This is a genomic window from Pseudonocardia sp. TMWB2A, assembly GCF_017312135.1.
The window spans coordinates 3,037,382-3,050,419 of sequence record NZ_QKQY01000002.1 but is presented as its reverse complement, the minus strand read 5'-3'; the positions used below and the strand labels follow the sequence as shown (position 1 = coordinate 3,050,419).

Annotated in this window: 13 protein-coding genes; 6 read left to right on the top strand and 7 right to left on the bottom strand. The window is 74.0% G+C overall.

The genetic code is table 11. The annotated features are described in order from the left end of the window. Positions 1-22: 22 nt before the first annotated feature. From DMP17_RS29255 to DMP17_RS29235, 5 genes are all read left to right on the top strand, one after another. Positions 23-910 carry a GGDEF domain-containing protein gene (locus DMP17_RS29255; protein ID WP_337831177.1) on the top strand — a complete coding sequence of 296 codons (888 nt, stop codon included), beginning with the start codon at positions 23-25 and terminating at the stop codon, positions 908-910. 106 nt (positions 911-1,016) lie between these two features. Continuing rightward, on the top strand, positions 1,017-3,398 hold the full coding sequence (locus DMP17_RS29250) for an LCP family protein (protein WP_337831176.1): 2,382 nt from the start codon (positions 1,017-1,019) through the stop codon (positions 3,396-3,398). A gap of 98 nt (positions 3,399-3,496) precedes the next feature. Further along, on the top strand, positions 3,497-4,153 hold the full coding sequence (phoU, locus tag DMP17_RS29245) for a phosphate signaling complex protein PhoU (protein ID WP_020626048.1): 657 nt from the start codon (positions 3,497-3,499) through the stop codon (positions 4,151-4,153). Between the two features lie 98 nt (positions 4,154-4,251). Next, the gene (locus DMP17_RS29240; RefSeq protein WP_100879374.1) at positions 4,252-4,452 is read left to right on the top strand and encodes a dodecin domain-containing protein; all 201 of its coding nucleotides are present in this window, start codon (positions 4,252-4,254) and stop codon (positions 4,450-4,452) included. Between the two features lie 71 nt (positions 4,453-4,523). Beyond that, positions 4,524-5,186, top strand: coding sequence for a phosphate signaling complex PhoU family protein (locus DMP17_RS29235; protein ID WP_226354854.1), 663 nt, complete (start codon positions 4,524-4,526; stop codon positions 5,184-5,186). Between the two features lie 3 nt (positions 5,187-5,189). On the opposite strand, the gene DMP17_RS29230 is transcribed toward DMP17_RS29235, so the two are convergent. The 7 genes from DMP17_RS29230 to DMP17_RS29200 form a co-directional block, all read right to left on the bottom strand. Next, positions 5,190-5,927 (bottom strand): class I SAM-dependent methyltransferase, encoded by a 738-nt coding sequence (locus DMP17_RS29230; protein ID WP_337831175.1) that lies wholly within the window; start codon positions 5,925-5,927, stop codon positions 5,190-5,192. Positions 5,928-6,039: 112 nt separating this feature from the next. After that, positions 6,040-6,819 carry a phosphate ABC transporter ATP-binding protein PstB gene (gene pstB, locus DMP17_RS29225; RefSeq protein WP_062399706.1) on the bottom strand — a complete coding sequence of 260 codons (780 nt, stop codon included), beginning with the start codon at positions 6,817-6,819 and terminating at the stop codon, positions 6,040-6,042. A gap of 12 nt (positions 6,820-6,831) precedes the next feature. Further along, entirely contained in the window at positions 6,832-7,950 is a 1,119-nt protein-coding gene (gene pstA, locus DMP17_RS29220) for a phosphate ABC transporter permease PstA (RefSeq protein ID WP_255655120.1), read from the bottom strand. Between the two features lies 1 nt (position 7,951). Then, a complete protein-coding gene (pstC, locus tag DMP17_RS29215; protein ID WP_226354850.1) occupies positions 7,952-8,896 on the bottom strand; it encodes a phosphate ABC transporter permease subunit PstC in 945 nt (314 codons plus the stop codon). A gap of 118 nt (positions 8,897-9,014) precedes the next feature. Then, a complete protein-coding gene (gene pstS / locus DMP17_RS29210) occupies positions 9,015-10,118 on the bottom strand; it encodes a phosphate ABC transporter substrate-binding protein PstS (RefSeq protein ID WP_226354849.1) in 1,104 nt (367 codons plus the stop codon). Positions 10,119-10,317: 199 nt separating this feature from the next. Beyond that, positions 10,318-11,202, bottom strand: coding sequence for a mycothiol synthase (gene mshD, locus DMP17_RS29205; protein ID WP_337831174.1), 885 nt, complete (start codon positions 11,200-11,202; stop codon positions 10,318-10,320). Between the two features lie 16 nt (positions 11,203-11,218). Beyond that, positions 11,219-12,004 carry a winged helix-turn-helix transcriptional regulator gene (locus tag DMP17_RS29200; protein WP_337831173.1) on the bottom strand — a complete coding sequence of 262 codons (786 nt, stop codon included), beginning with the start codon at positions 12,002-12,004 and terminating at the stop codon, positions 11,219-11,221. Between the two features lie 201 nt (positions 12,005-12,205). Between DMP17_RS29200 and DMP17_RS29195 the strand changes: the two genes are divergently transcribed. Then, positions 12,206-13,036, top strand: a complete 831-nt coding sequence (locus DMP17_RS29195; RefSeq protein ID WP_337831172.1) for an LmeA family phospholipid-binding protein — start codon at positions 12,206-12,208, stop codon at positions 13,034-13,036. Positions 13,037-13,038: the final 2 nt, after the last annotated feature.

Genomic DNA, 13,038 nt, shown 5'->3' with positions numbered 1-13,038 from the left:
CTCGACGACGGGGAGGTGGACCATGACCGACACCGCATGGACGGTGCGCAGGCTCGTGCGGTCCGCACGCCGTGTCGACCCGTCGCCGCCCGTTCCCGGGCCCGACACCCCGGGCGACGACGTCGCCCCCGCCTCCCCCGCGGCCCGCGCGGCCCTGCACACCGCGGCCGCCGAGCGGCTCGCCGAGCACCGTCGCTACGAGCAGGCCTACCTGCACCTGCGCGAGGCCGTCCGGCTCCTGCACGGCCTCAGCGCGCCCAGCCCGGCCGACGAGCTCGACCGGCTCCGCCGCGAGCACGCCGAGGCCCGTGAGCAGAGCCGCCGCGACAGCCTGACGGCGTCGTACAACCGCCGGTACCTCGACGAGCGGCTGATCGACCTGCTCGCCGCGGGCACGGACCTGCCGGTCTGCCTGGCGCTGGCCGACATCGACCACTTCAAGCTGGTCAACGACACCCACGGGCACCCGTTCGGGGACCGGGTCCTGCAGCGGATGGTCCTGGAGCTGGGCCGGGCACTGCCGCCCGGCGCGTTCTGCGCCCGCTACGGCGGCGAGGAGTTCGCGCTGGTGCTGCCCGGGCTGACGGCCGAGGAGGGCGTCGCGGCCTGCGAGACCGCCCGCGAGAACGTCGCCGCGCACGACTGGAGCGACCTGCACCCGGACCTGCGGATGACGATCAGCATCGGCGTCGCCCGGTCCCGTCCCGGCGACGACGACGTCGAGGCCCTCGTCACCGAGGCCGACGTGCTCCTCTACACGGCCAAGCAGGCGGGCCGGAACGCCGTCGCCCACCGCGACGCCGACGGCCGGGTGAGCCTCGCCGGTGCGGCAGCCGCACGCAGGTCGATCCCCCAACCGGAGCAGGGCGCGTCGCGCCCCGCGCCACCCGCGTCGGCCCGGGCCGAATAAGATCCTCCGTGCGGTCCCCGCGACCGCACGATCCCGGAAGGGCGCGCTCCCCCGACGCCGCGCCCGTCACGCGCTTCCGCTCCGGCGGTCGCGACGAGGAGGCCCGGTGCAGGACGGCGACGACGAGGTGCGCCGGTCCCGGCGTACGCGTCGGCGCCCGGACGACGCGGGCCCGCCCGCGCCCCCCGCACCGCAGAGCCCTCCCGGGGCGCAGGTCCCGCCGTCCGGAGCGCACCCGTCGGGCCCGCAGGGGCGCCCCGGCGCGCACCCGTCAGGCCCGCAGCAGCGCTCTGCCGCCGGGACCCATCCGTCCGGGCCACAGCCGCGCCCCGCCACCGGGACCCACCCCTCCGGCCCGCAGCCGCGCCCCGCGTCCGGATCCCAGCCCGCGGGGCCGCAGCCGGAGAGCGGCGCGCACCCGTCGCAGCCGCAGCCGCGGCCCGCCGACGCCCCGCTGCCGGGACCGGTCCCCCCGACCGGTGTGCGACGCGTGCGCGGCGGCCCCGTACCCCGCCGTCCCGGTGAGCCACCGGCGCCGCAGCGTCCGCGCCCGCGCGACGGTGACCCGTCGCGGACCACCCCGGTGCCGCCCGCGGGCGGCACCGCCCGTCCGGCGTCGCCGGGTGGCCCCGGGGCCCGGCCCGCCCGCACCCCCGGGGAGACCCCGGCGACCGCGCGCGCCGCCACCCCGGCCACCGGAACCGGCCCGGGCACCGGGGCCACACCGGCGCCCCGGGGCGGCCGTACCCCCGGGACCACACCGACCACCGCTGCCCGCCCGGCCGCGGACACCGGGGCGACCCCGACCGCCGCGGCCCACCCGGACACCCGGGCCCCCCGGAACACCGGAGCCACCCGGAACACAGCGGACGCCGGGAACACCGGAGCCGGCCGGAACGCGGGCGACGCCGTGAGCGCCGGAGCCACCCGGAACGGTGGGACCGACGGCGACACGGAGACCGGGGCGGGCGCGGCGCCGTCGCGGCCCGCCCGCCGCGGCGCCGCGGACTCGCGCGTCACCGAGGTCTTCGACGCGCTGGTGCCGCGCCGCCGTCGTCGTCGCTATCGGGACGACCCGCCCGTCGAGGACACCACCACGGCCGAGGAGGTCGCGGAGCCGGAATCGGCCGACACCCCGCCACCGGCCCGGCTAGACCCCCGCGCCCGCGCGCTGCGGATCGGCGCTGCGGCGGCCGCGGTGCTCGTCCTGGCCACCACCGCGTTCGGGTTCGCCGGGCGCAGCGAGGTGCACGACGGCGTCCGCGACGTCGCCGCCCTCGCCCCGGACACCGACGCGATCCTCGACGCCGACGCCCAGGCGGGCGACCGCAACGTCCTGGTGCTGGGCCTGCAGGCCGACCGCGCGGGCACCGCGGAGTCCGCGCGCACCGACACGGCGGTGCTGGTCCACCAGCCCGCGGGCGGCGGCCCGGCCGTCACCCTGTCGATCCCCGCGACGCTGGAGGTGTCCCGGCCGCCGTGCCGGCGATTCGACGCCGCCACCGGCACCTACGGCGACACCGTGCCCGCGGAGTCCCGCACCGCCTTCGCCACCGCCTACGACGTCGGCGGCCCGGCCTGCAGCGTCGGCGTCGTCCAGCAGCTGACCGGCATGCCGATGAGCGGCTTCGTCGCGCTCGACCTGGCCGGGACCCCGCAGCTCGTGGACGCCGTCGGCGGGATCGAGGTCTGCACCGAGCGTCCGGTCGTGGACCCGGTGCTCGGCCCGGTCGTGGAGGGCTCGGGCACCGTGGAGCTCGACGGGCCCACCGCGGTCCGGTTCGCCTCCGCCGCGGGCACCGCGGACAGCTCCCCGGCCAACCGGGTCCGGCGCCAGCAGCGGGTGCTCGCCGCCGCGCTCGGCGACGCGCTCTCGACCACCTCGCTGCTGACCCCGGGTGCGCCGGGCCGCTCCGCGGCCGGGGTGTCCTCGGCGCTGTCGGCGGACGGCGTCGACGCCGGCGAGATCCTCACCCTCGCCCGCGGGCTCGCCCGGTCCGGCGCCGCGGGCGACGCCGACACCCCGGTGTTCCTGTCCGTCCCGGTCACCGAGACCCCGAACACGCGGGGCCAGCTGGAGCTGCGCCGCTCCGAGGCTCGCACCCTGTTCTCCGCGCTGCGCGAGCACGAGCCGCTGCCCGAGAGCGCGACCGCGCCGGCCTCCCGGTCCGCGGCCGCCCCGGCGCCGGGCACCGTCGTGAACCTGGTCGACGCGACCGGGCGTCCCGGCGCGGCCGACCGGATCGCCGCGGACCTGCGCGAACGCGGCTACGAGATCGGCACCGTCACGCCCGGCCCGGCCGCACCCGGCGCGCAGGTCCGCTACTCCCCCGACAACACCGACGCCGCGGGCACGCTCGTGGAGGCGCTGCCCGGCGCCCGGCCCGTCCCGGACCCGACCGGGAGCCGGGTGCTGGAGCTCGTCGTCGGGGCCGGAGACGCGGCCCCGGTGCAGGCCGTCCCCTCCGACGACGCCGACTGCGGCTGAATCGCCCATATCCCCCGAACGGGGGATGTCGTCCAGCGTTCACGGCGGGTTCACCCGCTGCGGCTGAACGTTCCCGCCCGGGGGCCTAGGCTCGGGACATGCGCGACACCTATCAGGAGCAGCTGGACGAGCTGGCCTCCGGCCTGGCGGACATGTGCGACGACGTCGCACGTGCCATGGCGCGCGCCACGACAGCGCTGCTCGAGGCCGACCTCCAGCTCGCCGAGCAGGTCATCTCCGAGGACATCAAGATCGACGACGTCCGTGCCGCCGCGGAGCACCGGGCCTTCGGCCTGCTCGCCCTGCAGGCGCCGGTCGCGACCGACTTGCGGGTCGTCGTCGCCGCGATCCACGGTGCGGGCGACATCGAGCGCATGGGCGACCTCGCCCTGCACGTCGCCCAGGCCGCCCGCCGCAGGCACCCGCAGAGCGTGCTGCCCGACGAGGTGAAGTCCTACTTCGCCGAGATGGGCCGGGTCGGCGTGGAGCTCGCGGAGAAGGCCGGGCGCGTCATCCGCACCCGTGACCTGGACGCGGCGAACGAGCTCGAGGCCGACGACGACGCCGTCGACGACATCCACCAGCACATGTTCACCGTGCTGATGGACCGCAACTGGACCCACGGGGTGTCCGCCGCGGTCGACGTCGCCCTGCTCGCGCGCTTCTACGAGCGGTACGCCGACCACGCCGTCGCCGTCGCTCGCCGGATCGTGTACGTCGTCACCGGTCAGATGCCCGGTCCGCTCGCCGTCTGAGAGCGTCGTTGCCCCGTTCGACGTAGTCGATACACCCCGCTCGGCGAACGGTCGACCGATCGAGTTTGACGGTGAGACGCCGGGGGCACGTCTGCTGCATGGAACACGCGGGCTGCGTCGTCACCGAGGTCGTCGGCACCTCGGACGAGAGCGTCGAGGCTGCGATCCGGGACGGCATGAGCCGCGCCGGACACGCCCTGGAGTGGTTCGAGGTGACCGGGGTCCGGTCGACCGTCCTCGGCTCCACCGAGCGCTTCCGGGTCGGTCTGCGCGTCGGCCTGCGGGCCCGCGCCGCCTGACCCCGGCGTTCACCGAGCGTTCACCGGTCCCGGGCCGAAGCCGTCACGGACTCCGATCTAAGGTCGTCGCCATGCGCAGGGAGACGCTCGACGACAACCTGACGCAGCTCCAGTCCATGCTCGACGAGATGGGTCCGCTCGTCGCCTCCGCGTTCCGCGACGCGTCCGAGGCGCTCCTGTGCGACCGCCCCCGGCTCGCCGAGCAGGTCGTCTCCCGCGACCCCGTCATCGACGGCCACCGCGACGCGATCGAGCTGCTCGCCGTCGAGACCATGAACATCCACCAGCCGATGGTCGCGCCGCTGCGCTCGGTGATCACCGCCCTGCGGTGCGCCCAGCAGCTGGAGCGGATGGGTGACCTGGCCCGGCACGTCGCCGCCACCGTCGTGCGCAACGGGGACCGTGTGGTGCTCGCCGAGCAGGCCCGCCCGCTGTTCCGCGACTACGGCGCCCGGGTCGCGGCCATGGGGGACAAGGCCGTCGAGGTGCTCCGCACCCACAACGTCGTCCTCGCGGCCGAGCTGCGCGACGACGACGACGTCGTCGACGCCCTGCACCGCGAGGTCTTCGAGCTGATGTTCGGCCCGGAGTGGACCGCGGGGGTGCCGGCCGCCGTCGACGCCGCGCTGCTGGCCCGTTTCCACGAGCGCTACGCCGACCACTGCGTGCACCTGGCCGACCACGTCGTCTACGCCGTCACCGGCGGCACCGTGGACGAGCTGCCCGCGCTCTGAGGTTCACTCCCCGGACGGCCCGGCGACGACCACGCTCGTCCCGCCCCAGGGCCAGCTCCACCACATGATCGGCCCCAGACGGGTGCGGGTGACGGTCGCCGACGGCCGTCGCGCGCGGATCCGCTCGGCGTAGCGCGCGGTCCTCCCCAGGTCCGCGACGACGAGCCGGCCGTCCGGACGCAGCACCCGGCACATCTCGTCGACGGCCCGGTCGCGGTCCTCGGACCGCGGGAGGTTGTGCACGGCGAGCGAGGACACGACGAGGTCGAACGACGCGTCCGGGAACGGGAGGTCGCGCATGTCCGCGGTGTGCAGCTCCACCCGCTCGGCCACCCCCGCGGCCTCCAGGTTCGCGCGCGTCGTCGCCGGGTCGTTGCCCGACTGGTCCCCGCGCCGCCACAGGTCGACGCCGGCCACACGACCGCGGGGCACCCGCCGGGCCACCGCGACCGTCACCGCACCGCGACCACAGCCGACGTCGAGCACGCGGGCGTCCTCGGCGATCGCGGCGCGGTCGAGCAGCCGCTCCCAGGCCACGAACTTCCCGCGTCGCGTGGTGTGCAGGTAGATCCCGGCGCCGAGCAGGAAGAAGGCCGCGGTGATCCACCACAACGGCCCGAACAGGACCGCCGGCACCGCGGCAACGACGGCTCCGGCCAGGTACCCGGCCGGGACGTAGGGGGCGTCGATCCCGAAGTCGGGGCGCCGCACGGCGGACCCGTCGGCACGGTCGGTCTCCACGGACCGATCCTGGCCCCGCGGCGAGGGACGACAACGGCATGGTGATCCGCCTCACAACGACGACGGCCCCGGTCCCATATGGGGCCGGGGCCGTGTCGTACGGCGGAGCCGATCAGCCGAAGCGACCGGACACGTAGTCCTCGGTCGCCTTCTGCTTCGGCTGGGAGAAGATCGTCTTGGTCTCGTCGAGCTCGACCAGCTTTCCGGGCTTGCCGGTGCCCTCGATGTTGAAGAAGCCGGTGAAGTCGCTGACCCGCGCCGCCTGCTGCATGTTGTGGGTCACGATGACGATTGTGTAGTCGTTCTTCAGCTCGTTGATCAGGTCCTCGATCGCGAGCGTGGAGATCGGGTCCAGCGCCGAGCAGGGCTCGTCCATCAGCAGGACGTCCGGGCGCACCGCGATCGCGCGGGCGATGCAGAGCCGCTGCTGCTGACCACCGGAGAGGCCCGAGCCGGGCTTGTCGAGCCGGTCCTTGACCTCGTTCCAGAGGTTGGCGCCGCGCAGCGACCGCTCGACGGTGTCGTCGAACTCGGACTTCGACGCCCGCTTGTTGTTCAGCTTCATGCCCGCGATGACGTTGTCGTAGATCGACATCGTCGGGAACGGGTTGGGCCGCTGGAAGACCATGCCGATCTGGCGGCGGACGCCGACCGGGTCGACGTTCGCCCCGTAGAGGTCCTGGCCGTCGAGCTCGAGGCGGCCCTCGACGCGGGCGCCGGGGATGTTCTCGTGCATCCGGTTGATCGACCGCAGGAAGGTCGACTTGCCGCAGCCGGACGGGCCGATCAGCGCCGTCACGGTCTTCGGCTTGATCGTCATGTTGACGCCCTCGACGGCGAGGAACGACCCGTAGTAGATGTTCAGGTCCTTGGCTTCGACACTCTTGCCCATGTCGCGGATTCCTTATCGGGTCTTCGGGGCGAAAATGCGGGAGATGATGCGGGCGACGATGTTCAGCACCATGACGACGAGCATCAGGACCAGCGCGGCGGTCCAGGCCCGGTCGAGGAACGCCTCGCGCGGGATGCCGGGAACGGCGTAGGAGTAGTAGGAGAACACCGGCAGCGTGGCCATCGGCCCCGAGAACGGGTTCAGGTTGACGCCGAGCGCCAGGCCCGTGGTGACCAGCAGCGGGGCGGTCTCACCGATGACGCGGGCGACGGCGAGCATGACGCCGGTCGCGATACCGCCGGCCGTCGTGGGGATGACGACCTTGAGGATCGTCCGCCACTTCGGCACACCGAGCGCGTACGCGGCCTCGCGCAGCTCGTTCGGGACGATCTTGAGCATCTCCTCGGTGGAGCGCACCACGATCGGGATCATGAGGACCGTCAGGGCGACCGCACCGGCGAAGCCGAACCGCACCGCCGGGCCGACGAACAGCGCGAACAGTGCGAACGCGAACAGACCGGCGACGATCGACGGGATACCCGTCATGACGTCGACGAAGAACGTGATCGCCCGCGCCAGCCGCGACCGGTTGCCGTACTCGACCAGGTAGATCGCTGTCAGCACACCCACCGGGATCGACATGACCGCGGCGAGCGCCGTGATGATCAGCGTGCCCTGGATGGCGTGCAGCGCACCGCCGCCGACCCCGACGACGCCGCGCATCGAGCTGTCGAAGAACGTCGGGTCGAACCGCGCCCAGCCGTTCGACACGACCGTCCACAGCACCGACACCAGCGGGACCATCGCGAGCAGGAACGCGCCCGTGACGGTCGCCGTCACCAGCCGGTCGGCGGCCTTGCGACCGCCCTCCACCGCCCGGGACACCGCGTAGGTGGCGACCAGGTACACGACCACGGTCAGGAAGACCCACAGCCCGATGGAGAAGCCACCCGCCAGGGCCGTCACACCGGCGGCCACCACGGCCGATCCGGCGACCAGGGCCCACGGGGACCAGCTCGGGAGGGAGCCCTTGCGACGCGGCAGAGCCGTCGTCGCGGCCGGGGCCTGCAGCGTGCTTCCGGTCACGGTCGCCTCGGTGTCGGTGCGGTTTCGTTCGGTCCCGGTGGACATGTCAGTTCGCTCCCGAGAACTCGCGACGGCGCTCGACGATGTAGCGAGCGATCATGTTGACCAGCAGGGTGATCAGGAAGAGCACCAGGCCGGACGCGATGAGGACGTTGACGTCGAGGCCGGACGCCTCGGGGAACTGCAGCGCGATGTTCGCGGCGATCGTCGACGGGTTGCCGGAGCCGATCAGGTTGAACGTGATCCCGCCGGAGACCGACAGGATGATCGCCACCGCCATGGTCTCGCCGAGCGCGCGGCCGAGGCCGAGCATCGCGCCCGAGACGATCCCGGAGCGGCCGAACGGCAGCACCGCGAGCCGGATCATCTCCCAGCGGGTCGCCCCCAGGGCGAGCGCGGCCTCCTCGTGCAGCTTCGGCGCCTGGAGGAAGACCTCACGGGCGACGGCGGTGATGATCGGCAGGATCATCACGGCGAGGACGAGGCCGACGACCAGCATCGTGCGGCCGGTGGCCGACGGCGGGCCGGCGAAGAACGGCAGCCAGCCGAGGTAGGTGTTCAGCCACACCATCAGCCCGACGGTCGCCGGGGCCAGGGTGGCCATGCCCCACAGGCCGTACACGATGGACGGCACCGCGGCCAGCAGGTCGACGACGTAGCTGAGCGTCTGTGCGAGCCGGCGCGGGGCATAGTGGCTGATGAACAGGGCGACCGCGATCGCCAGCGGCGTCGCCACGATCAGCGCGATGACCGCGCTGACGAGCGTGCCGAAGATGAGCGGCGCGATGTAGAGGGCGAGTCCGCCGTGCACCTCGGACGCAGGGGCCACGACGGCCGGGAACGCCTCGCTGACGAGGAAGGCCGCGACGCCGGCGAGGACGACGAGGATGAGGATGCCTGCGCCCTTGGCCGACCCGGCGAAGATCCGGTCCCCGAGCTGGGTCACCGGCTTCGCAGGTGCGGGCGCGGGCGAGTTTTCCGTGGTGGTCACTGTGATCCCTGGGGGTGCGGAACGCGCTGGGCAGGGGACTCGAGCGGCCGGGAACCCCGGGCGGTCACCATGATGACGACCGCCCGGGGCTCCTGGCTAGATGACATCCGACTCAGACTCAGCCCTGGGCCTTGATCTGGTCGATCACCGGGTCGATCTGTCCGCGGAGCGTGTCCGACAGCGGCGCGGAGCCCGCGTTCTGGGCGGCGGTCTGCTGGCCCTCGGACGAGACCACGTACTTCAGGAACGCCTTGGTGGTGTCGGCCTGGGCGGCGTCCGGGTACTGCGGGCACGCGAGCAGGTAGGACACCAGCACGACCGGGTAGGCACCGCCGGTGGCGGTCCGGTTGAGGTCGAAGGCGAACGAGGTGTCGCCCTGGCCCTCGACGCGCTTGGACTCCTCGAGGATCTTGGCCGCGGCCTCGGCGGTCGGCTCGACCGCCTGGTCGCCCAGCTTGACCTTGGCCTTGCCGAGGTCCTTGGCCTGGCTGGCGTCGGCGTAGCCGATGGTGCCGTCGCCGCCGCCGACGGCGGTCACGACGCCGGAGGTGCCCTGCGCGGCCTCGCCACCCTGGACCGGCCAGGTCTGCGCGGCCTTGTCGGTCCACACCGACGGGGCGGCCTTGTTCAGGAAGTCGGTGAAGTTCTGGGTGGTGCCCGACTCGTCGGAGCGGTGCACCGGGGTGACGCGGGTGGCCGGGAGCTGGACGCCCGGGTTGTCCGCGGCGATCTTCGGGTCGTTCCAGGTGGTGATCTGGCCCTTGAAGAGACCGGCGATGGTGGCCGGGGACAGGGTCAGGTCGTTGACGCCGTTCAGCTTGAAGACGACGGCGATCGGCGAGACGTAGCTCGGCACCTCGATGACCGAACCGCCACAGCGCTCGCGCGCCTTGGCCAGCTCGTCGTCCTTGAGGTAGGCGTCGGTGCCGGCGAATTGGACACCGCCCTGGATGAACTGGGTGCGGCCACCGCCCGAGCCGACCGGCTGGTAGTTGACGGTCGCACCCGGGTTGGCGCCGCCGAAGCCGGCGATCCAGGCCTGCATGGCCGCCTGCTGGGAGCTCGCGCCCGCACCGGCGATCTGGCCGGTGACGCCCGAACCCTGGGCGTCCGAGCCGCCGCCCTCGTTCGCCGCACCGCAGCCGGCGACGAACAGTGCGCAGGACGTGGCGATACCGACGGCAGCCAGGCGCGCCCGGGGCGCGCGCCGCTTGGTCTTCACTGCAGTTTCCTCCGAGTCGGCGGGAGCCGGTTGCGGGACGGCGGTCTGGGGTGACCACTCGGCCGCAGACGCTAGGAGTCGACGTTGGACGCCACCCCCACGGAAGATGAACGTGGGATGAACAGGGTCGGCGACCGGGTGGACCTGCATCACACGTTCGAACGAACCCCGTCACCGCTCGTCGAACGGTGACCGGGTCTCACCGGGCGTAGTTGACGTCCGCGGCGTGCACGGCGAACCCGAGGCGCTCGTAGACGGCCACGGCGGGGGCGTTGTCGGCCTCGACGTAGAGCAGCACGGTGTCCAGCCCGCGGTCGTGCAGGTGGTGGAGCCCGGCGAGGGTCAGGACCTTCCCGAGCCCGCGTCCGTGGGTGGCCGGGTCGACCCCGAGGACGTAGACCTCACCCAGGGCCGGCTCGTCACCGGTCGCCGGGTGGACCTTGGTCCAGTGGTAGCCGAGCAGGGCGCCACCGCCGTCGACGGCGAGCAGGAACCCCGCCGGGTCGAACCAGTCCTCGGCCTCCCGCGCGGCGAGCTCGGCGCCGGTCCAGCCGCCCTGCTCGGGGTGCCAGTCGAAGGCGGCGTTGTTGACGCGGAGGAACTCGTCGTCGTCGCGGCCGGGTTCGAAGGCGCGGATCGTGACGCCGTCGGGGACGGTCAGGGCGGGCAGCGGGCCCGCCGCGGTGGTGCGCCGCATCTGCCAGAGCACGCGGTCCCGGCGGTAGCCGCGGCCCGCGGCGAGCCCCTTCGCGGCGTCGAGGTCGCCGTGCGCCCACACGTGCGGGTCGGCGGTGGCCTTCTCGACCGCGCCGACGAGCGCTCCGCCGATCCCCCGCCGTCGAGCGCCGGGGTGCACCGCCAGTTCGGCGTAGGTGCCGTCGACCTGGGCGTAGCCGGCCACGGCGCCGTCGTCACCGGCGACGACGAGGTGCGTCACGCCGTCGGCGGGGGCGTCCGGGCGCAGGTGCATCAGGAACTGCTCGGAGAGCGGTTCGGCGCCGTCGGCGGCGGTCGCCGCCCTCAGCAGGTCCTGCACCGCGGAGACGGTGGCGGCGTCGAGACGGGAGTGCTCCTGCGGGTCCACGAGCACCGACCCTAGGTCACCGCGGCACCCACGCTCCACGTCCCGGGCCGGTCGGCGGCCGGGCGCCGGGGAGGCGACGGTCCGGGGCGGGCTCGGGGTCCGCGTCGTCCTGGTCGGGCGGCGCGGACAGCCCGCCGCGCGACGGGCGGACGAACTTGTAGCCGACGTTGCGCACGGTGCCGATCATCTGCTCGTGCTCGCCGCCGAGCTTGGCGCGCAGCCGCCGGACGTGGACGTCGACGGTGCGGGTGCCACCGAAGAAGTCGTAGCCCCAGACCTCCTGCAGCAGCTGGGCCCGGGTGAACACCCGTCCCGCGTGCTGCGCGAGGTACTTGAGCAGCTCGAACTCCTTGTAGGTGAGCTCCAGCAGGCGGCCCTTGAGCCGCGCCGAGTACGTCGCCTCGTCGATGACGAGCTCGCCGAGGACGAGCGCGCCACCCCCGGACGCGGACTCGGCGCCGGGGCGCGACCGCAGCAGCCGCAGCCGGGCGTCCACCTCGGCCGGGCCGGTGTCGGGGAGCAGGATCTCGTCGACCACCCACTCGCCGGACACGGCGACCAGGCCGCCCTCGTTCAGCACGGCGATCACCGGCGCGTCGGTCCCGGCGCTGCCCAGCAGCCGGCACAGGCTGCGCGCGGCGACCAGGTCGGAGCGGGCGTCCACCAGGACGGCGTCGTGCGGACCGGCGTCGAGCAGTGCCGCCACCTCGGGCGCCGCGGTCCGCACGTTGTGCGGCAGCAGCGACAGGGCGGGCAGTACGGCTGCCGCATCCGGAGCCGTGGTCAGCAGGAGCAGTTCCATGGACTCCCCCTTCTCGCGATACGCGGACGATACCGGGACGTCACCCCACGGTCAGCCGCAGAGCGACGGGTTTCACGCCCCGATCTGGATCGTTCCCGCCGGGGATCGGAACCGATCCGGGGCCCCGGGGCCGCCCACCGGACCGGCGGCGGGGCTCTCTACCCTGGTCAGGACCTATCCCGATCCTGTGGAGGCCCGGTCGTGGGACGCCCCGTCCGTCGCGTGCTCGTCGCCGTCCTGGCGGTGGCCGCCGTGCTCGTCGTGGGCGACCTCGCCACCGGGGCGGCCGTCGAGTCGGGCACCTCCCGCGCACTGCGCGACCGGCTCGACCTCCCCGAGGACCCCCACGTGCAGGTGCACGGCTTCTCGGTGCTCGCCCAGGCCGCGACCGGCCGCTACGACCACGTCGAGATGACGCTGCAGCGGGTCCCGGTCGGGCCGCTGCGCACCCCCGAGCTCCAGGTGCAGATGTACGGCCTGCGCGGGGACCTGTCCGACCTCGCCGGGCCCGGGCCCGCCCGGTTCCGCGCCGCGGCGGCCGAGGGCATCGTGCAGGTCAGCCCGAACGACATCCGCCGGATGGTCGTCGACGCCGGCGGGCCGGCCGCCGGGGTGACGCGGCTGTCGGTCGAGGCCGTCGACGCGAACGCGATCGACTCGGTGATCCTGGCCGGCGGCGACCCGACGCTGCGCGGGCTCGACCCGCGCAACGCGGCACGGTTCGTCGCGGAGATGCCGGTGGACGGCGCCGACGCGCAGGTGGCCGTGCTGGCCGTGCTCGTCGTCGACCGCGGCACGATGCGGATCGTCCCGCGCGACGTCCGGATCAACGGCTCGGACGAGCCGGTGCCGGACGCGGTCCGCATCTCGATGCTGCGCGCGCTCGCGGTGGACATCGACCCGGGTCCGCTGCCGCTGGGCGTCACCGCGACCTCGGCGAGCGTTCCGGAGTACAACGTCCTGCAGGTCGCCGGGTCCGTGCGCGACCTGAGCGTGGGCGGAGGACCGGGCACGTCCCGCTCCGCGGGCTGAGA